Origin of the sequence: Gilliamella sp. B14384G12 (assembly GCF_016101825.1) — a bacterium.
Lineage (GTDB): Bacteria > Pseudomonadota > Gammaproteobacteria > Enterobacterales > Orbaceae > Gilliamella > Gilliamella apicola_N.
In genome coordinates, this window is the sequence record NZ_JACFPU010000001.1 from 178,623 (window position 1) to 202,838 (window position 24,216).

The 24,216-nt window shown below is 34.7% G+C and carries 23 protein-coding genes and 1 pseudogene; 13 read left to right on the forward strand and 11 right to left on the reverse strand.

Annotated features, from left to right (window positions below; translation table 11 throughout):
- Window positions 1-83: 83 nt before the first annotated feature.
- Both degS and rpmE read left to right on the forward strand, forming a co-directional pair.
- The gene (gene degS, locus H3S73_RS00750) at window positions 84-1,136 is read left to right on the forward strand and encodes an outer membrane-stress sensor serine endopeptidase DegS (RefSeq protein WP_065738565.1); all 1,053 of its coding nucleotides are present in this window, start codon (window positions 84-86) and stop codon (window positions 1,134-1,136) included.
- 143 nt (window positions 1,137-1,279) lie between these two features.
- Window positions 1,280-1,495, forward strand: a complete 216-nt coding sequence (gene rpmE, locus H3S73_RS00755; protein WP_034883381.1) for a 50S ribosomal protein L31 — start codon at window positions 1,280-1,282, stop codon at window positions 1,493-1,495.
- A gap of 107 nt (window positions 1,496-1,602) precedes the next feature.
- Here the strand turns inward: rpmE and metJ are convergent, their stop codons facing one another.
- Window positions 1,603-1,920, reverse strand: coding sequence for a met regulon transcriptional regulator MetJ (gene metJ / locus H3S73_RS00760; RefSeq protein WP_086325922.1), 318 nt, complete (start codon window positions 1,918-1,920; stop codon window positions 1,603-1,605).
- A gap of 176 nt (window positions 1,921-2,096) precedes the next feature.
- Here metJ and metB point away from each other — a divergent pair, with 176 nt between their 5' ends.
- Window positions 2,097-3,263 carry a cystathionine gamma-synthase gene (metB, locus tag H3S73_RS00765; RefSeq protein ID WP_198235863.1) on the forward strand — a complete coding sequence of 389 codons (1,167 nt, stop codon included), beginning with the start codon at window positions 2,097-2,099 and terminating at the stop codon, window positions 3,261-3,263.
- An 83-nt stretch (window positions 3,264-3,346) separates the two neighbouring features.
- Here the strand turns inward: metB and citX are convergent, their stop codons facing one another.
- The 7 genes and pseudogenes from citX to H3S73_RS00800 form a co-directional block, all read right to left on the reverse strand.
- Window positions 3,347-3,892 (reverse strand): citrate lyase holo-[acyl-carrier protein] synthase, encoded by a 546-nt coding sequence (citX, locus tag H3S73_RS00770; RefSeq protein WP_198235862.1) that lies wholly within the window; start codon window positions 3,890-3,892, stop codon window positions 3,347-3,349.
- 78 nt (window positions 3,893-3,970) lie between these two features.
- Window positions 3,971-5,500 (reverse strand): citrate lyase subunit alpha, encoded by a 1,530-nt coding sequence (citF, locus tag H3S73_RS00775; RefSeq protein WP_080692493.1) that lies wholly within the window; start codon window positions 5,498-5,500, stop codon window positions 3,971-3,973.
- A gap of 12 nt (window positions 5,501-5,512) precedes the next feature.
- The gene (gene citE, locus H3S73_RS00780) at window positions 5,513-6,400 is read right to left on the reverse strand and encodes a citrate (pro-3S)-lyase subunit beta (protein ID WP_065738569.1); all 888 of its coding nucleotides are present in this window, start codon (window positions 6,398-6,400) and stop codon (window positions 5,513-5,515) included.
- Entirely contained in the window at window positions 6,397-6,687 is a 291-nt protein-coding gene (gene citD, locus H3S73_RS00785; RefSeq protein WP_025316271.1) for a citrate lyase acyl carrier protein, read from the reverse strand. The genes citE and citD overlap by 4 nt, the downstream gene beginning before the upstream one ends.
- Window positions 6,688-6,708: 21 nt before the next feature.
- Window positions 6,709-7,743 carry a [citrate (pro-3S)-lyase] ligase gene (gene citC, locus H3S73_RS00790; RefSeq protein WP_198235861.1) on the reverse strand — a complete coding sequence of 345 codons (1,035 nt, stop codon included), beginning with the start codon at window positions 7,741-7,743 and terminating at the stop codon, window positions 6,709-6,711.
- 4 nt (window positions 7,744-7,747) lie between these two features.
- Complete coding sequence (locus H3S73_RS00795; RefSeq protein WP_198226834.1) at window positions 7,748-8,593, reverse strand: fumarylacetoacetate hydrolase family protein; 846 nt, start codon at window positions 8,591-8,593, stop codon at window positions 7,748-7,750.
- A 93-nt stretch (window positions 8,594-8,686) separates the two neighbouring features.
- A pseudogene (locus H3S73_RS00800) lies at window positions 8,687-9,982 on the reverse strand (2-hydroxycarboxylate transporter family protein); the annotation flags it as partial.
- Window positions 9,983-10,292: 310 nt separating this feature from the next.
- On the opposite strand from H3S73_RS00800, the gene H3S73_RS00805 reads away from it, so the two are divergent.
- From H3S73_RS00805 to H3S73_RS00835, 7 genes are all read left to right on the forward strand, one after another.
- Window positions 10,293-11,882, forward strand: a complete 1,590-nt coding sequence (locus H3S73_RS00805; RefSeq protein WP_198226838.1) for an ATP-binding protein — start codon at window positions 10,293-10,295, stop codon at window positions 11,880-11,882.
- Window positions 11,883-11,899: 17 nt separating this feature from the next.
- Entirely contained in the window at window positions 11,900-12,610 is a 711-nt protein-coding gene (locus H3S73_RS00810) for a response regulator (protein WP_086325916.1), read from the forward strand.
- 160 nt (window positions 12,611-12,770) lie between these two features.
- Window positions 12,771-13,736: a glutathione S-transferase family protein gene (locus H3S73_RS00815; RefSeq protein WP_086308393.1), complete on the forward strand. Its 966-nt coding sequence runs from the start codon at window positions 12,771-12,773 to the stop codon at window positions 13,734-13,736.
- Between the two features lie 23 nt (window positions 13,737-13,759).
- Window positions 13,760-14,500: an amino acid ABC transporter permease gene (locus H3S73_RS00820; RefSeq protein WP_086325914.1), complete on the forward strand. Its 741-nt coding sequence runs from the start codon at window positions 13,760-13,762 to the stop codon at window positions 14,498-14,500.
- Window positions 14,497-15,255 carry an amino acid ABC transporter ATP-binding protein gene (locus tag H3S73_RS00825; RefSeq protein WP_198226842.1) on the forward strand — a complete coding sequence of 253 codons (759 nt, stop codon included), beginning with the start codon at window positions 14,497-14,499 and terminating at the stop codon, window positions 15,253-15,255. The genes H3S73_RS00820 and H3S73_RS00825 overlap by 4 nt, the downstream gene beginning before the upstream one ends.
- A gap of 17 nt (window positions 15,256-15,272) precedes the next feature.
- Complete coding sequence (locus tag H3S73_RS00830; RefSeq protein WP_198235860.1) at window positions 15,273-15,698, forward strand: GNAT family N-acetyltransferase; 426 nt, start codon at window positions 15,273-15,275, stop codon at window positions 15,696-15,698.
- Window positions 15,699-15,752: 54 nt separating this feature from the next.
- The gene (locus H3S73_RS00835) at window positions 15,753-16,574 is read left to right on the forward strand and encodes a transporter substrate-binding domain-containing protein (RefSeq protein ID WP_198235859.1); all 822 of its coding nucleotides are present in this window, start codon (window positions 15,753-15,755) and stop codon (window positions 16,572-16,574) included.
- Between the two features lie 17 nt (window positions 16,575-16,591).
- Here the strand turns inward: H3S73_RS00835 and H3S73_RS00840 are convergent, their stop codons facing one another.
- Window positions 16,592-17,059: a GyrI-like domain-containing protein gene (locus H3S73_RS00840; protein WP_198235858.1), complete on the reverse strand. Its 468-nt coding sequence runs from the start codon at window positions 17,057-17,059 to the stop codon at window positions 16,592-16,594.
- Window positions 17,060-17,361: 302 nt separating this feature from the next.
- Between H3S73_RS00840 and H3S73_RS00845 the strand changes: the two genes are divergently transcribed.
- Both H3S73_RS00845 and H3S73_RS00850 read left to right on the forward strand, forming a co-directional pair.
- Entirely contained in the window at window positions 17,362-18,225 is an 864-nt protein-coding gene (locus H3S73_RS00845; protein ID WP_172378191.1) for an RNA ligase family protein, read from the forward strand.
- Window positions 18,222-19,361, forward strand: coding sequence for an AAA family ATPase (locus tag H3S73_RS00850; RefSeq protein WP_198235857.1), 1,140 nt, complete (start codon window positions 18,222-18,224; stop codon window positions 19,359-19,361). Before H3S73_RS00845 ends, H3S73_RS00850 begins: the two co-directional genes overlap by 4 nt.
- A 60-nt stretch (window positions 19,362-19,421) precedes the next feature.
- On the opposite strand, the gene H3S73_RS00855 is transcribed toward H3S73_RS00850, so the two are convergent.
- Both H3S73_RS00855 and H3S73_RS00860 read right to left on the reverse strand, forming a co-directional pair.
- A complete protein-coding gene (locus tag H3S73_RS00855; protein WP_198235856.1) occupies window positions 19,422-20,825 on the reverse strand; it encodes a glycoside hydrolase family 1 protein in 1,404 nt (467 codons plus the stop codon).
- 10 nt (window positions 20,826-20,835) lie between these two features.
- On the reverse strand, window positions 20,836-22,692 hold the full coding sequence (locus tag H3S73_RS00860; protein WP_198235855.1) for a beta-glucoside-specific PTS transporter subunit IIABC: 1,857 nt from the start codon (window positions 22,690-22,692) through the stop codon (window positions 20,836-20,838).
- Between the two features lie 265 nt (window positions 22,693-22,957).
- On the opposite strand from H3S73_RS00860, the gene H3S73_RS00865 reads away from it, so the two are divergent.
- Entirely contained in the window at window positions 22,958-24,118 is a 1,161-nt protein-coding gene (locus H3S73_RS00865; RefSeq protein ID WP_198235854.1) for an MFS transporter, read from the forward strand.
- Window positions 24,119-24,216: the final 98 nt, after the last annotated feature.

The window sequence follows — 24,216 nt, forward strand, 5'->3', positions numbered from 1 at the left end:
ATCGGCGAAAAACATAAATGTTAACCTCTAATTAGATATGTTAAAATCATATCCATTCTACTGCTACCATAGTACTCATACTAATGCTTAAAAAAATTTTATGGCCAATATTGATTGGTACTGTTTTAGCTATCGTATTATTGATTATATTTCCATCATTACGTAATGGGACTCAATCAAATTTTGCAAACTCCATTTTTAATAATGACCCTATGAGTTATTCATTTGCGGTTAAAACTGCAGCTCCCGCCGTAGTGAATATATACAGTCGTTCAATTAGTTCTGTACCAAATCGCTCACAAGATAGTGCAATAACGCCATTAGGCTCAGGGGTTATAATGAGCAAACATGGTTACATTATTACTAATTATCATGTAGTAGATGGTGCGGAACAAATCATTGTTGCTTTGCAAGATGGAAGAATTTTTGAAGCTTTGTCTGTTGGTTCTGATAAATTAGTTGATATTGCTGTTTTAAAAATTGATGCGAAGAATATCCCAACAATTCACATTAATCCTCAGCGCGAACCGAATATTGGCGATGTCGTTTTAGCAATTGGTAATCCTTATAATATTGGGCAAACTATCACTCAAGGAATCATTAGCGCAACGGGTCGAGATGGATTAAGCCCATATAGAAGACAGAATTTTATTCAAACAGATGCTTCAATTAATCATGGTAATTCAGGTGGCGCTTTGGTTAATACAAAAGGCGAATTAATGGGTATTAATACCCTCACTTTTGCAAAAAATATGGGAAATGAAATTCCAGAAGGCATTGGATTTGCAATTCCGACATCTTTGGCCGTTAAAATTATGAATAAATTGATACAGGACGGTAAGGTTATTCGTGGTTATATTGGTATTGATGGGTTAGAGTTTGCGCCAACACAAAATCCAAGTGATTTACCTGTTGTGTTAGGGATTTTAGTGACCAACGCTGAAGGACCTTCGTTACAAGCGGGCGTGCAACCTAATGATATTTTAATTATGGTTGATGGTAAACCGGTTAAATCAATTGTTGAAACAATGGATCAGATTGCAGAGTTGAAACCAGGGATAACCGTCCCCATTGTAGTGTTACGAAATGGAGAAAAGGTTGAATTGCAAGTGGTAATAGGGCAATTGCCTGTTTAATAGGTCTTTTTTATAGCTTGATTATTTACCGTTTAAGGCGTATAATTCGCGACCTTATCATGTTTTTTAACACTCGTATGGTGTATAGATTTTGCTTTTAAGGCCGTTTATATAGCGATACGAACAAACTTTAGAGGTTTATTATGAAAGAAGGTATCCACCCAGAATATAAAGCAATTAAAGCAACTTGTTCTTGCGGTAATGTTATTAATACTCATTCAACAATTGGTCATGATATTCATCTTGACGTATGTGGTGAGTGTCACCCGTTCTATACAGGTAAACAACGTGATGTTGCAACTGGCGGACGCGTAGATAAATTCAAACAACGTTTCGCTATGGTTGGCGGTAAAAAATAATTTTCCGTAAATTATACAGTCAATATTGAAAAAGGCGCATAATGCGCCTTTTTTGTTTTTTGTCTTAATGAATGATGTTATTCGTCAATAAAAAATATAAATAACACCTATTCATCAATTAAGTCGGGATTGATACCTAAATTACTCATTATTTCCTTAGCTTGGCTAGGGATACCATCTTCACGATCTTTCTGTAAGTCTTCGTCGCAAGGTAGTGGTTGACCCGTGTAAGCATGGAGAAACGCTTCACATAATAGTTCACTATTCGTTGCATGACGTAAATTATGCACTTGTCGGCGCGTACGTTCATCAGTCAATATTTTTAATACTTTTAAAGGAATTGATACAGTAATTTTTTTTACTTGCTCACTTTTTTTACCATGCTCAGCATAGGGGCTTATGTATTGGCCGTTCCATTCCATCATATTCTTCACCAAATCACATCACAATTTATAGGGTTAATTTTAACTTTTTTTTTATTTTGCTGCAATCTATACATCGAGATAGTTAGACGTCTAGACATATTGACGTCTTAAATGGTTGTGTTATTCTTGTACATGAAAGTTTTATAATAAATAAAATATTATTTAGGAATGTTATTATGGCTAGCCAATCTAAAAATTTAAGCCAAGGTACTATTGCTGTCCGAGGTGGGATCAATACTGATGATCAATATGGGAGTGTCGTCCCTGTCATTACCCCGTCAACGTGTTACCGTTATCAAGAATTTGCAACACCAAGAGAGTTTGATTATGCACGTAAGGCAAATCCAAGCAGGCGATTCGTTGAGGAAACGGTCGCCAAGTTGGAAGGAGGGGTGGATGCTATTCTTACTAACTGTGGTATGTCTGCTATTCATCTTGTCAGTGTCGCACTACTAACACCCGATGACTTGGTGGTTGCTCCCCACGATTGTTATGGTGGTAGCTATCGTCTTTTTAATAGTTTAAGTCAACGTGGTTATTTCAAGGCGAAATTTGTTGATCAATCCGATCCAATTGCACTAAAAGAAGCTTTAAGTTTACGTCCAAAATTAGTATTGATTGAAACGCCAAGTAACCCATTGCTTCGAGTTGTTGATATTCAAGAAATATCACAACAAGCACACGATGTCGGGGCTTTGGTGTTAGTCGATAACACATTTATGACCCCTATATTGCAAAAACCTATAGAGTTAGGGGCGGATATTGTAACCCATTCATGTACTAAATTTCTTAATGGACATTCCGATCTTTTAGCGGGTATTTTAGTATTTAAAGACCAACAGCTTGCTACAGATGTTTTATGGTGGGCCAATAATATTGGTACCCTCACTTCATCATTTGATAGTTATTTATTATTACGTGGATTAAGAACGCTTGCTGCGCGAGTAACTTTACAACAAGCCAATGCACAAAAGGTCGTTGAGTTTTTAGTTAACCATCCGAAAATTGCTAATGTGTATCATCCATCACTACCGTCTAATCTTGGACATGAGATTGCCAAAAAACAACAAAAAGGTTTTGGTTCATTGCTAAGTTTTGAATTAGCTGGAGATCCCGAGGTAATGCCTAAATTCTTAAAGGCACTTAATATTATTACGTTAGCTCAATCTCTAGGGGGGGTTGAAAGTCTAATCTGTCATCCAGCAACGATGACCCACTCAGGTATCACTGCTCAAGCACGTAAAACAGCCGGTATTTCAGATCAACTACTTCGTATTTCTGTTGGTTTAGAGGATATCGATGATTTATTAGGTGATTTAGAACAAGCTTTAGCTGTCATTTAAAATTTTAGTAGTAATGATAAAGTTTAATGAACAATTGATATGCTCTTTCGGATCAATTCTGTTTTTTCAACTTTATCATTATATTAAGATTTATTTTTTTGAAAACTTTCTATTTTTTCTTTAATAGCAACAAAAATCTCATCTAATGAATGTCGTTTTGACCGACCACATATTTTAGCAATATCCTCACAAACTAAACATTGCCTTGGTGCATATTCAAATTGTGAGCGGGGAACACTTTTTTGGGTTATTGGATCAATCACATCTATATCCCATAGACGGCCCAATGGATGTTGGCTTTCAATTTCAATGCAGTATTGTTTGAGTTTTTCAATCGCGCAATCTACCACAAGAATCGCTTCATAACCTGTTAATTCATGATAGTGCTGTTTTTTAATTAATGGTATATCATTTTTAATAAAAAACTGATGTAACGCGGTGATTGCTTCTTGAAAAATATAATTAGCGCCACTACTGTTTTTTATTGGACCCGGGATAACTAACGTCAACGATACGAGGGGCTTTTTATAGAGAGAAATAGCTAATAGTTGGTTTTCTACCCGCTTTTCTTTCGCTAGTAGCATTTGCTCAAGACTAATCGGGGTACCATCATCAAATTTAATTAACATTTTATTCATAATACAGGAATAAGAGCATGGCATTTATTTATGCCATGCTAAGTTTTGTTATGACAGGTTCTTGAGTAATTAATCTTTAACTTGACGCACTACATCAATTACTGAACCATCACGGAAATGAACGATACCTACGATTTTATCTTCAAATTCGATTGGTTTTGGTTCACCAGTTAACGAAACTGCACGTTGATAAAGTTCTTCAATGCTCATTATTGGTAAATTAGCTGCTTTTAAACGTTCAGCAATTTCTGGACGATTAGGATTCACTGCAATACCATGATCAGTAACTAATACATCAACGCTTTCACCTGGAGTTACCAGCGTGGTTACGTTTTTAATTACAGTTGGGATACGGCTACGAATTAATGGGGCAACAATAATGGTTAAGTTTGCTCCCGCAGCTGTATCACAGTGACCGCCAGATGCTCCGCGCATTACGCCATCAGAACCTGTTAATACGTTAACATTGAAATCAAGGTCAATTTCTAAGGCACTTAAAATCACAATGTCTAATTCATCAACACTTGCTCCTTTAGATGCAGGATTTGCATAAACATTGGTTGAGACTTCAATGTGATCTTTATTTCGGCCTAAGGATTGTCCTGCTGCACCGTCAAAGCTTTGGGTATCTAATAAACGTTTAACCAAACCTTTTTCGTGTAAATCAACAATACTAGCTGTAATGCCACCTAAGGCAAATGAGGCTGTGATATTTTTAGCACGCATACGGTTTTCAAGGAAACGCGTTGCAGCTGTTGAAGAAGCACCAGAACCGGTTTGAATTGAGAAGCCATCTTCAAAATAGCCAGAATGCTCAATGACATCAGCCGCGTAACGAGCAATCATAAGTTCACGAGGATTGCTTGTGATACGTGCTGCGCCCACACTGATTTTAGTTGGGTCACCGACTTCATCAACTTTAACAATATAGTCAACTTGATCTTGACGAATACTTGCAGGGTTATTTGGATAACCGACGATATCTTCAGTTAGTAAAACTACTTTTTTGGCAAACTGTGCATCAACCATTGCATAACCAAGTGCACCACATTGTGATTTACCTGATACACCATTAGCATTACCTTGTTCATCAGCTGTTGATACGGCTAAAAATGCGATATCAATATTAATTTCACCACTTTGGATGAGTTTTACGCGCCCACCATGAGAATGGATATGTACAGGATTATCCATTAAACCGTGTGAAATCGCATCAGCTAATTTTCCACGTAATCCAGAAGTGTAAATTTTAGTGATCACCCCAGCTTCAATATGTGGGATTAATGCGGCATTACAACTTAACAATGAACTTGATGCTAAAGTTAGATTTTTAATGCCTAATTTACTAATTGTCTCTACAACTTTATTGATAACCTTATCACCTTCACGGAATGCATGATGGAAAGATATGGTCATACCGTCACGTAATTCACACTTTTTAATGGCTTGTTCAATCGAGTCACATAATTTACGAGTATATTTAGACTCATCTTTTAAATATGGTGTGGTTGCATTAGCATCAATAAATGGTGTGATATTTTTAAGATCAGGATGCTGTTTTAATAAATCATCAATTTTTTGGTTTATAGAAGTTGTCATATTTCAATCCTATCAAATTTCTTTACGTACACCGGAGTATTTTGCTAGTTCAATGATTTTTTGAGCACGAGTAATAATTGGTGCGTCAATCATTTTGCCATTCAAAGAAACAACTCCAAGCCCCTTTCTTTCACCTTCTTCAGCTGCTTCAACTATTTTTTTAGCATTTTCTACTTCACTAGCAGTAGGTGCATAAGCATTGTGTAATAGCTCAATTTGTCTTGGATTAATCAATGATTTGCCGTTGTATCCTAATTTTTTGATTAGGCTGACTTCTTTTAAGAAACCTTCGTCGTCATTAACATTTGAATAGACAACATCAAAAGCATCAATACCCGCTACACGAGCTGCATGTAGAACAGCGCAACGAGCATAAAATAGTTCGGTACCATCGCCTCTTTCTGTTTGCATATCGACAAGATAGTCAAATGCAGCAAGAGCAATACCTATTAAACGAGGAGATGATTTAGCAATTGATACTGCATTAACCACAGCTTGAGCCGATTCAATTGCTGCCATTAATTTAGTACTACCAACTTCACGACCACATTCTTTTTCGATACGTTCAACGTGAGCTTCAAGTTCATGAATATCTTCGGCACTGTTTGTCATTGGTAAACGAACAACATCAACGCCTGCTCGAACTACGGCTTCTAAATCTTTAAGTCCAAATGGTGTATTTAGTGCGTTAATTCTAACAACTGTTTCAATATTATGTTCTTTATAAACAGGCATTTTTAATGTTTGAGCGACTAAAAGGCGTGCTGAATCTTTTTCTTTAATTGAAACCGCATCTTCAAGGTCAAACATGATTGAATCAGGTTTGTATACAAACGATGTTGATAACATTGCGGCATTGGCGCCTGGAAGAAATAACATGCTGCGACGTAATTTTTTCATAGTAATTTACTCCAATCTAAGTTCTCTTCTTCTGCACCGCGTAATACTGCACATTGAATTCTTGCTCTGATAGCACAATCTAAAGCGCCTTTATCATCAATAATAATTAAACCATCAGTTACATTCAGATCATTTAAAGTCTGATTAACAACTGCACGTATTTGATCGCCAAATTGTTTATTAACATCACTATTAATAACAATTTCAATCCCCGTATTTGGCATGACTTTAACTAACAAATCGCTCGATTCGAGAGTCCCAGCCATAGCTTCTTTTTGTATTTTCATTTTTTTACCTTTTAAAACGTATTAAATTTTAAAGTTATCCAAATTAGCCGAAAGATAATCCCATGTTGTTGGGGGAACCAACGTTTTAACCTGTTCATATTGCCCAGTAGCCAGTAGCTTTCTTACTAATGAAGCCGAGACAACACAATTGCTTTCGGTTATACGTTCAACTTCAACAACCGTAATGGCTGGAAGACTACTTACCGTATTATCTTCAAGCCAATAACGCATCGCTTCGTTATAAGCTTTAGTCACCTCATCAATAGGTTCAGTCCCTACAAATCGGTGAGTGATATTGAGTGCTGGAGCAATATAATTGCGGAAAATTAACAGATCGATACCCATATAGGCTTGATCAATTTTTGTCTTATCTTTTAGGAAATAAGTAGGAAATGTTGCTCTAGAAATAATGTAGGGTGAGCTTGCATGCACAGTGACATTCTTTATCTGATTTGTGCCATCTTTAACTAGTTTTAAGCGTGTATCAAATGAAAATTGTGAGGCATTTTCATTGACAACAAATACATGTAACCAGTCACATTGACTTGCTGCATATTGTACTAAGTATTGATGACCTTTAGTAAAAGGATTGGCATTCATAACAATGCTGCCAATTTTTTTTCCTTCTTTTTTCTGTGCATTGAGTTGTTTACAATATTGCTTTATTCCGACCGGATTGTTTTCCATTAGAACAACTAAATCAGTTATTTCAACAATAGGGTAAAAACCGCATCCTTTAAAGAAATCTATATTTTCAGGCTTAGTGTATAAAAAAAGGTGAAAATAGCCGTTTTCATTGGCATATTTTATGGTTTGATCCATTAAAGTCAGATTTAGTTGATTACCGCGATATTGAGGATCAATAGCAACACATTTAATAATATTGCGATCCATACCAGCACAAGCAATAATTTTATCGTTAATTTTCGCTACCATAAAAAGAGTAACTTGCGAGTCTAAATCAAGATCAGATCGAGACAATAATAGCTTAATTTCTTGATAATCTTGTTCTGATTTAGAAATATCAACGATGGTATAATCAACTAAATCATACATAAAATTACCCTCTTTCTGCTACTACATAATTGGTTAAACGACCAATTCCTGTAATTTCGACTTCAATCTTATCGCCATCTTTCATAAATACTGGAGGGTTACGTTTTTTACCAACACCACCAGGTGAACCAGTAAGGATGACATCTCCAGGCGACAAACGAGTAAATGTACTAATGTAAGAAATAAGTTCTGGTACAGTGTGCACAAGATTTTTAATACAATCGTGTTGCATTTCCTGACCATTTAAATAAGTGGTTAAAGATAAAACTGTTGGATCAGGAATTTCATCACTGGTTGTAATACATGGACCAAATGCGCCAGTACTTGGCCAGTTTTTACCTGCTGTAAACCAAGTATATTGCCAGTCACGAATAGACCCATCCATATAGCAGCTGTAGCCAGCTACATGTGATAATGCCTCTTCTGGTTTAATACGAAATCCTTCTTTGCCAATAATGATCGCTAATTCACCTTCGTAATCTAATTCGTTAGTGATAGCAGGTTTGATAATATTAGTTTTGTGACCTGTTTGTGAATCAGGAAAACGAACGAATAACGTTGGCGCTGAGCTAGTTTCGTTAAATTCCGCGCGTTTTTCAGCATAATTCATACCAACACATAAAATTTTGTTTGGATTTGGAATAACAGGTAGATAAGTAATGTCTTGTTCATCAATGTCACTTGGCGCATCAAGATAAGTTTTGGCGACAGAAAGTCCTTCAGAATCAGCAAGTAGAGATTTTAAATCGGCATATTTATTACCTAATTTTTCTTTTAAATCAACAATGCCATTCTGAGTAAGAAGACCAAAACTTGCTCGACCAGAGACAAGATAACTGACAAGCTTCATGAAAACTCCTTAAAAGCTGTTTTATGCTAAATTTAACTATAAATAAAAGCGAACAACCTTAGTTAAACTAAGGTTGCTCTTTAAAATTTTAATCTAAACTAAGAAATTGCCGAGAATGAGTAATGACACTGATACATTTATTGCACCACCTATACGGGTTGCAATTTGAGCAAATGGCATTAACTCCATACGTTCTGCGGCAGTTAAGATTGCTACGTCACCTGTTCCGCCTTGACCACTTTGACAGCATGAAATAACAGCAGCATCAACCGGATACATACCTAATTTTTTAGCGACAAAGAAACCAGTGGTGACTAAGCTAACAACAGTACAAACAATAACAATTAAATTTGTAATGGTGAAAGCTGCAACGATTCTATCCCATGGAGTGATTGCTACACCTACCGCAAATAGAATTGGATAGGTAACAGACGTTTGGAAAAATTTGTAAACGACTTGTGAACCACTTAATACTTTCGGTGAAACACCTGATACTAACTTAACAAAAACTGCAGCAAATAACATTCCCACTGGAGCTGGAATACCAGTTAATTTATGACCAATCATACCAATCATATAAAGAATTGCTGCTAATAATACACCTGATGCAAATGTTGTTACGTCGATAACAGGTTCAGCTTTAGCTGCTTTGTTATCACCCATTAACTCATCATCTTCTGAAGCTGGCAGTAATCGACCATTACCAGTTAAATGTGGATAAGCTTTACCAAGACGGTTAAGAACTCCACCACAAACAATACCCGTTAAACCGCCTAACATAACGATTGGTAATACACGGCCAAGAGCTTCACCTTGTTCCATACCTAATATTGATGCATATCCGATTGAAAGAGGAATCGCACCTTCACCAACTCCACCAGCCATAATAGGTAATACTAAGAAGAAGAAGGTCTCAAATGGAGATAAACCTAGTAAATAACCAACACCGACACCAACTAACATTCCAACGATTTCACCACATACCATTGGTCCGAATATTTTTAAGAATCCTTGAATAAGCGTTCTCTTATCCATATTCATAATACTACCAACGATAATACAACAAATGTATAGATACAAAATGTGTGTATCTCTATAGAATTTTGTTGTTGCTTCGACGACCGGAGTAGGTAAAATACCGTAATAAACTAGCGCTGATGGAATAAATGTTGCACAGATCGCTGCAGCACCCATTTTCCCAACGATTGGTAACCGTTTACCAATTTCACCACAAAGGAAGCCAAAGAAAGCACAAGTTACCACCATCACAACAATTTCGCTAGGCAATTTACCAGTTACTAACACTTCAGCGAAAATTAGGATACCAGCAATTATAAATAATGGAAGCGGGATTACACCAATTTTATAATTGTCCATAAGCCGCCACCAATTGTACGGCCATCCTTGCTGTTGTTGTTTCACATTGTAAGGCCATTTATCATGTTGTTTTTCATCAGAACTTGATACTGATTCTTCTTCAGTCCGCGTTTTTCCGATTGAATTAAGATCCGCCATATTTTATTTTTCTCCAAAAAAATTTGAATTTGTTAGATTGGCGCATATGGTTACAAAATTTTAACCCCAATTTTGTGATTTAAATCATACTTTAAGTGTGGTTTTTATGGTTTTAAAGGCTCTATGTTTTTTAATGCTGTGATAAACTCAATGTCAATAGTCAATTTTCAATACGAGCGTTATTATGCGAAAAAAAGTACAATTATCTTTTGCGACGAAGTTATTTCTGTCTCTTTTACTTTTTTCGTTAATAATACTCGCACTTTTACAAAGCTATATATGGAATGCAACTAAAACTACATTGTACCGAAGTTTGGGTGAAAAGGCGCAAGTTCAAGCGAAGGAATTGTCCGTTATTCCGAGTTTAATAAAATATGTTAAAGAAAAAGATACCGTCAATTTAGCTAATTTAGTTAACGATATTTTTGAACAAAGTGATGCCAGTTACATCGTTATTGGTGATGAACAAGCTTATCGTTTATATCATACCTCGAATGATAAGTTACATTCACCAATGGTAGGTGGAGATAATCAAGAAGTACTGAGCGGAAATAGCAGTATTTCTATTAGCGAAGGCTCGTTAGGTTTAGCACTACGAGGTAAAGCTCCTATCATGGATGAAGGTAAAATAATAGGTATCGTCTCTGTTGGTTATATGATTGATGATATATATGTATTACATATTAACCAATTTATACCTATTATCATTTTTTGTTCCTTACTCTTTTTTGCTTTGTTTGTATTTTCGTTCTTTTTTTCAAAAGCAGTGAAAAAACAGATGTTTAACTTAGAGCCAAAAGCGATTGCTTTGTTGGTTAAAAGTCAAAAATCAATAATGCAATCTATTTTTGAGGGCATTATTGCTATTGATCTTAATTATAAAATTATCAATATCAATCAATCGGCTCGAAACATGTTAGACATTATTGCAGGTGATCAAGAATTGCTTAACCATGATTTACGTTATTTTATCAAATCAACTGATTTTCTTTACGGAAATGAAAATCAGACAAAAGATGTACACGATCATATTTGTTACTTTAATAATATTATTGTTATTGCTAACCGGATTCGTGTGATAGTGGATGATCAAATTCAAGGTTGGGTGATCACTTTTCGTAATTATGATGATATCAATTTATTAAGTATGAAATTAACGCAAGTAACTCAATACATTGATAATTTGCGAGCTTTACGACATGAACACCTTAATTGGATGGCGACTTTGTCAGGGCTCATTTATATGAAACGTTATGAAGAAGCACAATCTTTTATCACCCTACATTCGGCGGATAATCAAAACTGTTTAGATTTTATTTCTGAGCATTTCAAAATACCGGCTATATGTGGATTATTAATAGGTAAATATTCAAAGTCACATGAAATTGGCTTGAATCTAGTCTTTGATCCTGCATGTCAATTAAGTGCATTACCTGCCTTAATTACTGAAACCGAATTTATGTCAGTGCTGGGTAATTTACTTGATAACGCTTTCAATGCATGCTTAAAAAATAATCAGGGTGATAAAACGATTTATTTGTATCTGAGTGATGCAACGGATGAAATTGTATTAGAAGTAAGTGATCAAGGATGTGGTATAGATGCAAGTATTCGCGAATCGATATTCGAACCCGGCGTAACTTCTCAAGATGCTAAAGAGCATGGTATTGGTTTGCATCTTGTTTCAACCTACATAAAAAAGGCCAATGGCTATATTACATTTGAAGATAATACACCATATGGAACAATTTTTTCAGTTTTTATACCTAAATAATAAAAAGAGGTAAATGCATGAGAGAGCTTAACGAGTATAAAGAAGATGCTATAAAAGTTCTTATTGTAGAAGATGAACCTATTTTAGCAGAATTAAATGCTGAGTTTATACAAAGAGATACAAAAGTAAAAGTCGTTGGGATCGCGTCAAATTTAGAAGAAGCTAAAATAATGGTTGAAAAGTTAAAACCAACATTAATTTTACTCGATAATTATTTACCTGATGGTAAAGGTATTGAATTATTTGAATACATTATTAATAACAAACTAGATTCTTATGTTATTTTTATCACTGCAGCAAGTGATATGGATACGTGTAGTAAAGCTATACGGTTTGGTGCTTTTGATTATTTAATTAAACCAGTATCTTACCAACGTTTAAAACATTCACTTGAGCGTTTTGAACTTTTCTTATATCGTCAAAGTTTACAAAAACATGTCAATCAAAGACGCATTGATGAACTGTTTAATTTGCAAACTAAAGATTTTGTTGATATCAATCGCCATTCTAAAGGGATTGAAGAGATTACTTTACAAAAAGTTAAAGATCTATTTATGCAGACAAATGAACCGCAAACGGTCGATCAAATTGTCGAAAAAGCAAATATTAGCAAAACTACAGCCAGACGATATTTAGAATATTGTGTCCAAACTAAATTATTAATCGTTGAACTTAATCACGGTAAAATAGGTCGTCCTGAAAGGCTCTATAAACGATTAGGAAAGTAATTATTTCTGCACATTTAATAGGTTAATCCTGTTTTATATAATTTATGATTATATAAATATGCTTATTCGTTATTTTAACCGCTAAATATTTGATGCTAGATTGAATAAATCCAACTCTTGGAAATTTTCAATTGCAGTACCAAATATTAGGAGTAAGCGTATGTCTATAGGAAAAGTAGTCACTACAGAAAATAATGAAATAAACCAAGATGGCGCCTTTGTACGTCAAACTAACCGATTCGACACTCCATTTGGTAATGAACCAGGTTTATTACCGGTAGAATCAGGTCGTTATCGTTTAATTTGGGCGGCAATTTGTCCTTGGGCTCATCGTCAGATGATCGCCATTAAATTATTGGGTTTAGAGGATGTCATTAGTGTTGGTAAAGTTTCCCCTATCCGCACACCCCATGGCTGGGAATTTTCGCTCGATCCTAATGGTGTTGATCCTGTTTTAGGTATTCGCTATTTACCAGAGATTTACGCTAAAACAGATCCAGAATACAGTGGACGAGCAACAGTTCCTACCGTAGTTGATGTAAAAACGGGCAAAGTGGTTAACAATGATTATTTTAGATTGACCAACTATTGGGAAACCGTATTTAAACCTTTTCACAAAGCTGGTGCACCTGATCTTTACCCTGAACATTTACGTACTGAAATTGATGAATTAAATGATGTCATATTTCATGAAGTAAATAATGGTGTATATAAAGCTGGATTTGCCCGGACACAAAAAGCCTATGAACATGCTTACCATCTTGTTTTTAACCAATTAGATCAATTAGAACAACGATTAAGTCAATCCCGTTATCTTTTTGGCGATAAGATTACCGATTCCGATATTCGCTTATATGTTACGCTAGCCCGATTTGATGTAGCCTATTATTCCGCTTTTAATACTAATCGAAATAGAATTATCGACTATCCTAATTTATGGGGATATGCGCGAGATCTCTATCAAATACCTGCATTTGGTGAGACCACTGATTTTGATGCGATAAAAAAAGGCTATTTCTTAGGTAATAATGCTCACAATCCTTATGATATCTTGCCGTTAGGGCCAGATACGAGTAATTGGAAAACGCCACATAATCGAGATAAACAATTTAGTTCAGTTAACTAACTTTAATATTGGGATAGATGCGGATGCCAAATATAATTGATTTTGGATTGATTTTTACCCAAATACCCACATTACTCGCTTATTTGCCAGTCACGCTTTTTATTACGATTTTTTCGATGTTACTTGGCGTAATATTGGGTTTAATCATTGCCGTAATTAAAATGAATAAAATACCGGTTTTAACACAAATTGCTGCGGTATTTGTTTCATTTATAAGAGGAACGCCATTGTTAGTACAGCTTTATCTAAGCTTTTATGGAATTCCAATTTTATTACGTTATATTAATTATTTTTATGATACAAATTTCAATATGAATGGATTACCACCCATGTTATTTGTATTGATTGCTTTCTCTTTTAACGAAGCTGCCTATAATTCTGAAACAATTCGCGCGGCATTACAATCGGTAAATAAAGGACAAATTGAAGCGGCACAATCATTAGGAATGACCTATAGTCAGTTATTACGTCGGATTGTTATTCCAGAAGCTTTCATTGTGGCGCTACCTAATTTGGGAAATACTTTAATTGGCTTACTCAAAGGTACTTCACTTGCTTTCGTTTGTTCCGTTACCGAAATGACCGGGAGGGGTAAAACATTGGCGGGTCATAGCTATCGCTATTTTGAGGTTTATATCTCACTTGCATTAATTTATTGGGCATTAACCATATTAATTGAGTTACTTGTTAAATATTTAGAAAAGCGATTAACGATAAGCGACGATAAAAATACGCCCAGTTACCGAAAAGGAAAATGGTTATGATTCATGTTAATAATTTAACGTTATCTTTTCACGGTAATTGTATTTTGAACAGCATCAATCTTCATATTCAACCTCATGAAATTGTTGCCATTATAGGAGCATCGGGAGCGGGAAAATCAACATTTCTTCGTTGTCTTAATTTATTAGAGAAACCACAATCAGGTAATATTAGTATTGATAAGCTATCGTTTGATGTAAGCAAATTTAAACGAGATCAAATTGTTAAATTTCGCCAACAAACCGCTATGGTTTTTCAACAATTTAATCTTTTTCCTCAAAAAAATGCATTAGAAAATGTGATGGAAGGATTAGTAATTGTAAAAAAATATCCTAAAGAAAAAGCCAAACAGATTGCGTATGAAAAATTAGTTGAAGTTGGTCTTGCTGATAGAGTTGATCACTATCCTAAACAACTTTCAGGCGGCCAACAACAACGAGTGGCTATTGCTAGGGCATTAGCGATGAACCCTAAAGTTTTATTACTTGATGAACCAACTTCAGCATTAGATCCTGAGCTGGTTGGTGAAGTATTAGCAACAATAAAAATGGCTGCTAAATCAGGTATAACGATGATTCTAGTTTCTCATGAAATGAGTTTTGTACATGATATTGCAACACGAGTTTTATTTTTAGATAAAGGACAGATTATTGAAGATGGCTCGCCTGATAAAGTATTTCTAAATCCTGTTCAACAAAGAACAAGAGATTTTTTATCCCGATATTATTCTGCTATGCAAATGGATTATGAAATTTAATCAGTTAAGAGGTCGTAATGGGTATTACTATTCAACAACACTGTGAGGATATAAATTGGCAGGAAATTGCTGATTTACTGAAATTTTATGGATTAAGCACCTTAGATGCTAAAACACAAGAACAGGTATTTCGAAAAAGTTATGCAGTGGTATTTTTATTAGATAATAATCGTATTGTCGGTGTGGGGCGAGCATTATCAGATGGTATTTGTCAGGCGGCAATATATAACATTGCCTTAGCTAAATACTTACATGGGCAGCAATATGGACGGTTAATTGTCGATAAACTTATTGAGCAAGTTAAGGATTGTAATATTATTCTTTATACCCATCCTCAAACAGTTGAGTTTTATAAAAATTTAGGTTTTGACCTGATGAAAACAGGCATGGCGATATATCAAAAAGATCATCGTCATGAAATGAAAGAAATGGGATTTATTTAATATAACCCACTTAACTATAGGTTTAACAATATCAAACTAAAGAGGATTTGTGTTATGAATTTAAAAAAATGGTATGGTTTTTTGTTTTTAGCAACTTTGTGTTTAACAGGTTGTGATGATCAAAATAACAATACTGAAAGTTCTAAAAAACAACAGATAACTATTGCAACATCAGGCGCACCAAGTCCTTTTACAACAATAAATGATGAGGGTGATTTAACGGGTTATGATATAGATGTTGTTAAGGCTATATTTGCAAAATTACCACAATATGAAATTAATTTCGAAATTACTGAGTTTCCATCGGTGCTTGCAGGACTTGATTCACAACGTTATCAAGTTGGTGCCAATAATTATGCAATGAATGAGAAACGTAAGGAAAAGTATTTTTATTCAGATCCCATTTTTAAAAATCAATATGTTATCGCTGTAGCTAAAAACAATAATAACATCAATAGTTTTAATGATCTAAATGGAATGTCGACAGAGGTAACACCAGGACTAAATTATGCCACTGCTTTAGAAACTTATAATCAGCAAAACGCGAATAATCCTGTAAAAATCGTTTACAGTGAAGCTGACCTATTACCTGTTTTACAGCATGTTGAAAGTGGCCAATATGATTTTCAATTAATTGATAAAGTGATGCTTTCTCAATTTATTAGTGAACATCATCTTAATCTTAAAATAATTGAACTCAGTAAAGAAGATGAAGATCGCATTGCTTCACCATTTAGTTATCTTTTAATTAGTAAAAGTGCGAAAGGTGAACAATTAACTCAGGATATTAATGACGGCATTCAAAAAATTATTAGCAGTGGTGAACTTTCACAAATTAGTCAACGTTATTTTGGCGCAGATTATTCACCTAACTAATTAAGATTATATAAGTATTATTTATCTAACAAAGGTAAATAAACATCCGTTATCATCTGTTCAGATTTTACAGTTGGACCGACATTAACATAATGAAAAATTGGGGGAAAATCTCCCAAGTTTTCGCCACTGTTTTGTAACCATTTTTCAAGTAAATAAATAATTGCTTGATTATGATATCTCGAACCTATATCTCTGGCTTTTGCACAGCGAAGTTGTGGAATCGTTTTATTTATCACTCCATAAATGTTTTTAGTAATAGGTTCATCAACAGAGATACCGAAATCGACATGATGTTTTTCAGGTGGCGTTGTTTTCGGGTTAGTATAATGAATGCCGTAGTTTCTATATTTATCATCTAAAAGCTGATTTTCTTGTCGCCATTTTATGAGTTTTTTTACTGATTCATGTTCTAACTCGGGCGCGCCATAATGTTCAATAATGGCTAAATACGTCATTGGGAATAGTACGATTTCGACCTCCATATACCCCCCCACAATTTATCAATGGTAATCATCTTTTTGAATCTTAACACTTATTGCGTGTATAAAAAATCTAATTTTACTTGACAATATATTCACTTAAAATGATAATGGCGCCGTTTTTTTAGTCTAATATTTAATTTTTTTGTGAGGTGGCAAAATGCCTGTATTCAATACTTTATCTTAATGCCGACATGGTATCTTCTATTATATTGTCTTTTAGCTTTTTCTAAAGCTCCTACGTTGCAGTTCAATCTATAGATCTTCACCTTGTCGGTTTTCCCTAATTTTTCGGAGAAAACAAAATGACAATGGAAACTTATATTCAAAACTTAGAATTAATTAAATACCCACGTACTCCACATTTGGAAAGTTCGCGCTTGCAATTGGGTGATAGTGAGCATGGCCAGCTACCCTATAATCAATTAATAGGGCAATATATTGTGGTTGAAGAAAAACTCGATGGCGCTAACTGTGCAATCAGTTTTTCAGAAAGTGGTGAGCTATTATTACAATCACGCGGTCATTACTTAATAGGGGGCAGTCGAGAACGTCAGTTTAATCTATTTAAACATTGGGCAACCGTCCATGAAAGCTGGTTAATTGAACGTTTAGAAGATCGCTATATTATGTATGGTGAATGGTTACATAAAAAACACTCTATTTTTTATGATGCATTACCACACTATTTTTGTGAATTTGATATTTGGGATAGACATAATAACTGTTTTTTATCAACCCAAAAGCGTCATCAATTATTGGCTAATGGTCCTATTTTATCTGTTCCTGTATTGTATTCGGGAATCGCACCGAAAAGATTGGGTGACTTATTAGCATTAGTTAAATATTCTTTAGCTAAAACAAACGATTGGAAAAGTTGTTTTGAGAAAATTGTTGCTCAAGAAAAAATTGATTTGAATAAGGCTTGGCAACAGTGTGATAACTCGGATTTGATGGAAGGTTTATATTTGAAAATTGAATCAGAGTATACCACAACGGGACGTTTAAAATGGGTAAGACAAGATTTTGTTCAATCTATTTTAGATGCGGGTCAACACCATTTACAGCAACCGTTTATTCCTAATCAATTAGCTAAAAAAGCCGAGCTTTATACGCCACAAATAACGATAAATTGGAATGATGGCATAATATTTGGAGGTGATTTATGAGTTATTCGCAGTTACAACAAGAGATCGCCTACAGTATCAGCAAAGATAACTTTGACCAGTGGTTGGAATGTATACCTGCGTTGAATAAATTGATGACGACACCACAAGATCCCACTTATCATGGTGAGGGAAATGTCTGGATTCATACTCAAATGGTATTAAGATCCTTAATAGGTGAAGATGAGTTTGCAAAATCTTCCGATGATGAAAAGTTTGTGCTATTTATGACTGCTTTGTTACATGATATTGCCAAACCAGAAACGACCATCATTGATGAGTTAAGTAGTCGAATTTCACAACCAAGACATTCCCAAAAAGGATCGATTAGTAGTCGAATACTATTATGGCGATTGGGCATTGATTTTGAGTTAAGAGAAAAGATTTGTCGGATTATTGATGTGCATCAGGTTCCATTTTATGCATTAAGTGATGATAGTAATAATAAATCACCGCAATGGTTAATTCATCGGCTTTCATGGGAATTACCTGTCTGGATGTTATGCATGCAAGCTAAAGCCGATATACTCGGTCGTATCAGTGCTGATAAAGCTCGAATGGTTGATGAAGTTGAACTCTTTAAACAATTAGCTTTGGAAGAAGGGTGTTTATATCAATCTCGGCAATTTATAGATGATTACACCAGAGTACACTATTTTCGAGGAGGCAATGTTTTGCCTGATTATGCTTTGTATCCTCAGAAAGGACCTAAAGTCATATTATTGTCGGGTTTACCTGCATCAGGTAAAAATAGTTGGATAAGTAAACATTATCCGCAATTACCGGTTGCCTCATATGATGACGCAAGGAGTGAACTGAAATTAAAGCATGGTCAAAATGAAGGATTAGTGATCCAATTTGTATTAGCTAAAGTGAAACAATATTTAAGAGACAATCAATCATTTATTTGGAATGCTACTCATTTATCACGAGATATGCGCCAAAAAGCATTGGATTTGCTTTATGCTTATCATGCAGAGGTTGAAATAGTTTATCTTGAGCAGCCAGAAAAAACATTATATCAACGCAATTCAAGCCGAGATACTAGCTTACCGAATAAGAAAATTACACAAATGCTTTCTAAATGGCAAGTGCCATTACCGACCGAGGCGCATAAAGTGACATATTTAGTAAGTTAATGATATTTAATATGAGTTATGATGGGCTTTTTTAAAGCCCATCTTTATATTGTGTATTAACTATTCTTTAATGCCATTGTCTTTGATGACTTGCTGATACCAATAAAAACTATCTTTTTTTATTCGATTAAGGGTTTTTAAGTCATGGTCATCACGATCAACATAAACAAAGCCATAACGCTTTTTAAAACCTTGATGTGAGCTTAATAAATCAATGACTGACCATGGACAGTATCCAAATAGTTCAACACCATCTTCAATTGCATCATGACAAGCTGAAATATGGGATTTGATATAATCGATTCGATAATCATCATGTACTTTATTGTCAGCAGTTAATGTATCGGGAGTACCTAAGCCATTTTCAGTAATAATTAATGGTAAACGATATTGGCGATAATATTCATTTAGTACAAGGCGTAATCCCATAGGGTCAATTTGCGCACCATAAGTTGAAGCAACTAAATTTGGATTTTTCTCGATTTTGAAGTAACCGTAAAGGTCAAAATCGATATCTTTTTCTTTGGTACCAAATGGGTGTGCATCGTCCTCTGGTAAATAACTGGCAACCAAAGTTCGATAATAATTTACAGCAATAAAATCAGGTTTTGCTTGTTTTAATATTTCAGCATCTTCAGGATGGGTATTAGGATAGATTCCGCAGCGAGTTAGGTAGCTTTTATAATAGTTAGGATAATCACCAAAACAGTACATTTCCAGCGCGTAATTCGTTTTGAAATTATCGTTCATTTTCGCTGCCCATACATCCATTGGTTTGTTACTTGCAGGATAGGTCATCGTGGATGAAACTGCAGGCCCAACTTTACTGTCGGAAATTAAAGCATGACAATCGTTGGTTGCCATTGCATGGGCAACAAACATATGATAATCCATTTGTGCACGAACTTTTTCAATATCCTCAGGTGCAACTTGATACATATTCATTCTTTCATTGACACGAATCATCAGATTTTGTTCATTATTAATCTGCCAATGCTTAACTCGATCGCCAAATGCTTTATAACAAACTTGAGCATAACGTCTAAATGCATCAACACAGCGACGATCTTGCCAACCATTATATTTATCAACCAAGGCAAAGGGTAAGTCAAAATGATAGAGCGTAATAAAAGGTATAATATCGTTTTTAATTAATTCGTTAATAACTCGATTGTAAAAATCGATTCCTGCTTGATTTATTTCACCATCGCCATCGGGAATAATACGAGCCCATGATATAGAAAAGCGATAAGTTTTTAGTCCTAACTCTTTAAATAACGCAATATCACTTTCAACATGATGATAAAAATCACTGGCGACTTTACTGTCGGCTTGTATAGTAGAGCGTTGAAATGAATTATAATCGGCAACAGTCATTCCTTTGCCATCTGCATCCCATCCACCTTCAATTTGAAATGCTGAAGATGATGCTCCCCACCAAAAATCCTTAGCAAAAGCTTTCATAACTAAACCTCTAAACTTGAATAAATAATAAATCGTCTTTTTCACTAACCTGAGCTTGTTGACAATATTCTATATTTTTATATTGATCGGAATTAACCACAATAATTGAGGTGGTTAAATCAAATTGTTGTTGTATTTTATCAATATCAAATGAAACTAATTTGGTTCCTTTAGTAATATGTTGACCAGCGTGAACATAAGATTGGAAGTATTGACCTTGTAAATTAACTGTATCAATACCGATATGAATTAGTAGTTCAATACCATTATCTAATTTTAGCCCCATTGCATGTAAAGTAGGGTAGAGTGCCGTAACGGTACAATCTTCAGGGGCAACGATTTCACCCACTTTAGGATAAACTGCGATTCCTTTTCCCATTGCACCTGAGGCGAATGCTTCATCTTTGACTTGATCTAAAGCAATCACCTCACCAGCAACCGGCGACAAAATAGCAGTATCTGAAGTTAATTGTGTACTGGACGTTGTTGGCATTGTTTTTGGCGCTTCTTCATTTGGTATATCATTAAATCCAACAATCATCGTCATAATGCATGAACCAAAAAAGGCAAAACCTATGCCAATTAAATAACATAAGAATGCTTTTGTACCTGCTTCTGTGTACACCGGTATTGTTAATACTCCTTGGTTAGCAAATGCGTTACCATAGGAACCTCCCCAACCCATTAAGCCCCCTGCGATTGCGCCACAAATGACGGCGCAGATCATCGGTCTTTTTAATCTTAAATTGGCACCATAAATTGCTGGTTCAGTAATGCCAAACAGGGCTGTAACCGTTGCTGATGCAGCGACTGTTTTAAGATTTTTATTTTTGGTTTTGAAAAATACGCCAAACGCTGCACCCGCTTGCGCAAAATTAGCCGCACCAGCAAATGCCAAAAGATTTTGTTTGCCTGTTCGCGCTACATCATTGAGGCCAATTGGCACAATTGCGCGGTGAGCGCCAAATATAACTAAAATACACCATACACCACCAATAAAAGCACCTAATAAGATAGGACTGACTCCCATGATAAAGTAATAGACCCAGTTTATAAATTCGCCGATATAGATACCAATTGGCCCGAAAATAAGTAATGTGGCGGGGATCATGATGAGTAGTGAAAATGTAGGCACCATGATAATTTTTAATACTTCAGGAATGATTTTTTCTAAAAATCTTTGTATATAACTTAAAATAAAAACGGCAATAATGATGGGAATAACACTTGATGTATAATTGGCTTTGGTCAATTCAATCGCAAAAAAGGTGACTTCACTTTTACTTGTCATTAAACTCACAACGGAGGGATAACATAGGGTTGCGCCAATAATCATTGAGATAAATTCATGCGCTTTAAATACTTTGGCTGCGGTATAACCTAAAATTATAGGCATAAAGTAAAACACCGCATCCGATGCAGCATGTAAAATAATATAAGTATTATAAGTTTTAATATCCGTTGAGTAGTAATTACCAATTATAACCGCAATTGCTAAGATCCCTTTTAGCATACCGGATGCGGCTATTGCTGGAATAATTGGGGTAAAAATGGCGGCAAAAGCATTGAGTATTTTAATACCTATTGAAACTTTTGGTTGTTCTTGTTTTATTGAGTTTATTTCACCAATAAGTGGTAAAAGTGCGTCATAAATTTTTGTGACTTTATTACCTAATACTACCTGATATTGCCCACTGCTTTCTACAACAGAAATGACCCCCTCAGTTTGTAATAATTTTTCACGATTAGCTTTGTTATTATCTTTTAGTTGGAACCGTAATCGAGTAAAGCAATGGTTTACACTAATAATATTTTGCTTATTTCCGACCAATTGTAATATTTGCTGTGCAATTTTCTCATAGTCCATTATTTTCTCCATTACGTTAACAGTGGTTAATTTTCGGTAAAAAAAAGATCAAACATACTAGAGTTGTTGTTAATACTAAAACAACAATCATCATGCATATTTGATCGTATTATTTTTGGTGATAACACTTTTTTTACCATTGGGTTAACTTTTCTCAAGCTAACACAGTTTAAAAAGTTAAACAAGATTGATTTGAATTGTTGCTAAATATTTTATTTAGATATATTTTTAACCTTAAGGATTGTAAGGATTAAAATTATAATTAATGAAAACAGCGAAAAAAAAATCGTATTTATTACTTTGTATTGTGTTTTTCTTTTGGTATGCACAATACGTTTATATCCCTTATCAAACACCTTATCTTGCAGCCATAAATCTTTCAACTAATTTTATTGGTATGGTTGTGAGTGCTTATGGTATTTCACAATTACTGTTACGTTTACCCGTTGGTTTAATTGCCAATGTGAAAGAAAAGCATAAAGTATTTATAGTGTTGGGATCTTTTTTAGCTGGTTTTGCATCTGTTATTCGCATAATCCAACCCGATGGATGGGGATTTTTTATTGGTAATATTATTTCGGGTATTGCTAGTTCAACATGGATTTCATTTATGGTGTTATTCTTAGGTTTTTATCCTAAATCCAAAAAAAGTTATGCAACAAGTCTTATTATTATGGTAAATAATATAGGCGTATTTTTAGCATTTTTATCCAGTACGTTACTCTTTGAATCTTTTGGAATGAGGATTATTTGTCTCTTAAGTTGCATAAGTGGATTTATCGCTTTTATTTTAGCGATTAGGCTTAAATATCCTGAAAGAATTCATCATCAGTTTAGCTTTGAAAATTTATTTAAGGTTTTTTTAGATCCCAAACTGCTATTTTTTTCTCTGTTGGCCTTAATTCAGCAGGGCATACAAATGTCCACAACCATGTCTTTTACAAACCAAATACTCAGTGAACTTGGTGCCAACTCTGCTTTAATTGGTCTATCTTCAATTGTATATATGCTGTCATCTGTATTGTTTGCAAAAGTTGGGGCAAGTAGCTGGATAACCAAATTAAGCTCCTCATCTTGGATCATTCTCTCTTTTCTTATGCTTGCCTTTTATTGTGTTTTAATACCACAATTATCATCAAGTTATCTCATATTACTGTTGCAAATTATTCCAGGGATGGGGACAGGTATACTATTTTCACTATTAACTTTTGAAGCGATTTCAGATATTCCTTCTTATGCTCGTTCAACAGCGATGGGTCTGTTTCAAGCTATTTATGCATTAGGTATGACGGTTTTTCCAATCATTGTCGGTTATGTTAGTCTGCTATATTCAATGACGACGGCATATTTTTGTTTGGCGATTGTAGCGGTTTTGGGGGCTATTTTTTATTGCTTTTATTGCTCAAACAGAACAATAAAATCATAGTGATAATAAATATCTTTTAATAGCCATATTATGTTTTTCAAAATGGAAAATTGAATGCTATGAATTAGCCTAATACTTAGCTCTAAATATAAATAACA

Excerpts from the sequence above, each read along its gene's own strand:
- degS (WP_065738565.1), top strand. The coding sequence starts at position 84 with ATGCTTAAAAAAATTTTATGGCCAATATTGATTGGTACTGTTTTAGCT.
- rpmE (WP_034883381.1), top strand. The coding sequence starts at position 1,280 with ATGAAAGAAGGTATCCACCCAGAATATAAAGCAATTAAAGCAACTTGT.
- metJ (WP_086325922.1), bottom strand. The coding sequence starts at position 1,920 with ATGATGGAATGGAACGGCCAATACATAAGCCCCTATGCTGAGCATGGT.
- metB (WP_198235863.1), top strand. The coding sequence starts at position 2,097 with ATGGCTAGCCAATCTAAAAATTTAAGCCAAGGTACTATTGCTGTCCGA.
- citX (WP_198235862.1), bottom strand. The coding sequence starts at position 3,892 with ATGTTAATTAAATTTGATGATGGTACCCCGATTAGTCTTGAGCAAATG.
- citF (WP_080692493.1), bottom strand. The coding sequence starts at position 5,500 with ATGACAACTTCTATAAACCAAAAAATTGATGATTTATTAAAACAGCAT.
- citE (WP_065738569.1), bottom strand. The coding sequence starts at position 6,400 with ATGAAAAAATTACGTCGCAGCATGTTATTTCTTCCAGGCGCCAATGCC.
- citD (WP_025316271.1), bottom strand. The coding sequence starts at position 6,687 with ATGAAAATACAAAAAGAAGCTATGGCTGGGACTCTCGAATCGAGCGAT.
- citC (WP_198235861.1), bottom strand. The coding sequence starts at position 7,743 with ATGTATGATTTAGTTGATTATACCATCGTTGATATTTCTAAATCAGAA.
- H3S73_RS00795 (WP_198226834.1), bottom strand. The coding sequence starts at position 8,593 with ATGAAGCTTGTCAGTTATCTTGTCTCTGGTCGAGCAAGTTTTGGTCTT.
- H3S73_RS00805 (WP_198226838.1), top strand. The coding sequence starts at position 10,293 with ATGCGAAAAAAAGTACAATTATCTTTTGCGACGAAGTTATTTCTGTCT.
- H3S73_RS00810 (WP_086325916.1), top strand. The coding sequence starts at position 11,900 with ATGAGAGAGCTTAACGAGTATAAAGAAGATGCTATAAAAGTTCTTATT.
- H3S73_RS00815 (WP_086308393.1), top strand. The coding sequence starts at position 12,771 with ATGTCTATAGGAAAAGTAGTCACTACAGAAAATAATGAAATAAACCAA.
- H3S73_RS00820 (WP_086325914.1), top strand. The coding sequence starts at position 13,760 with ATGCCAAATATAATTGATTTTGGATTGATTTTTACCCAAATACCCACA.
- H3S73_RS00825 (WP_198226842.1), top strand. The coding sequence starts at position 14,497 with ATGATTCATGTTAATAATTTAACGTTATCTTTTCACGGTAATTGTATT.
- H3S73_RS00830 (WP_198235860.1), top strand. The coding sequence starts at position 15,273 with ATGGGTATTACTATTCAACAACACTGTGAGGATATAAATTGGCAGGAA.
- H3S73_RS00835 (WP_198235859.1), top strand. The coding sequence starts at position 15,753 with ATGAATTTAAAAAAATGGTATGGTTTTTTGTTTTTAGCAACTTTGTGT.
- H3S73_RS00840 (WP_198235858.1), bottom strand. The coding sequence starts at position 17,059 with ATGGAGGTCGAAATCGTACTATTCCCAATGACGTATTTAGCCATTATT.
- H3S73_RS00845 (WP_172378191.1), top strand. The coding sequence starts at position 17,362 with ATGACAATGGAAACTTATATTCAAAACTTAGAATTAATTAAATACCCA.
- H3S73_RS00850 (WP_198235857.1), top strand. The coding sequence starts at position 18,222 with ATGAGTTATTCGCAGTTACAACAAGAGATCGCCTACAGTATCAGCAAA.
- H3S73_RS00855 (WP_198235856.1), bottom strand. The coding sequence starts at position 20,825 with ATGAAAGCTTTTGCTAAGGATTTTTGGTGGGGAGCATCATCTTCAGCA.
- H3S73_RS00860 (WP_198235855.1), bottom strand. The coding sequence starts at position 22,692 with ATGGACTATGAGAAAATTGCACAGCAAATATTACAATTGGTCGGAAAT.
- H3S73_RS00865 (WP_198235854.1), top strand. The coding sequence starts at position 22,958 with ATGAAAACAGCGAAAAAAAAATCGTATTTATTACTTTGTATTGTGTTT.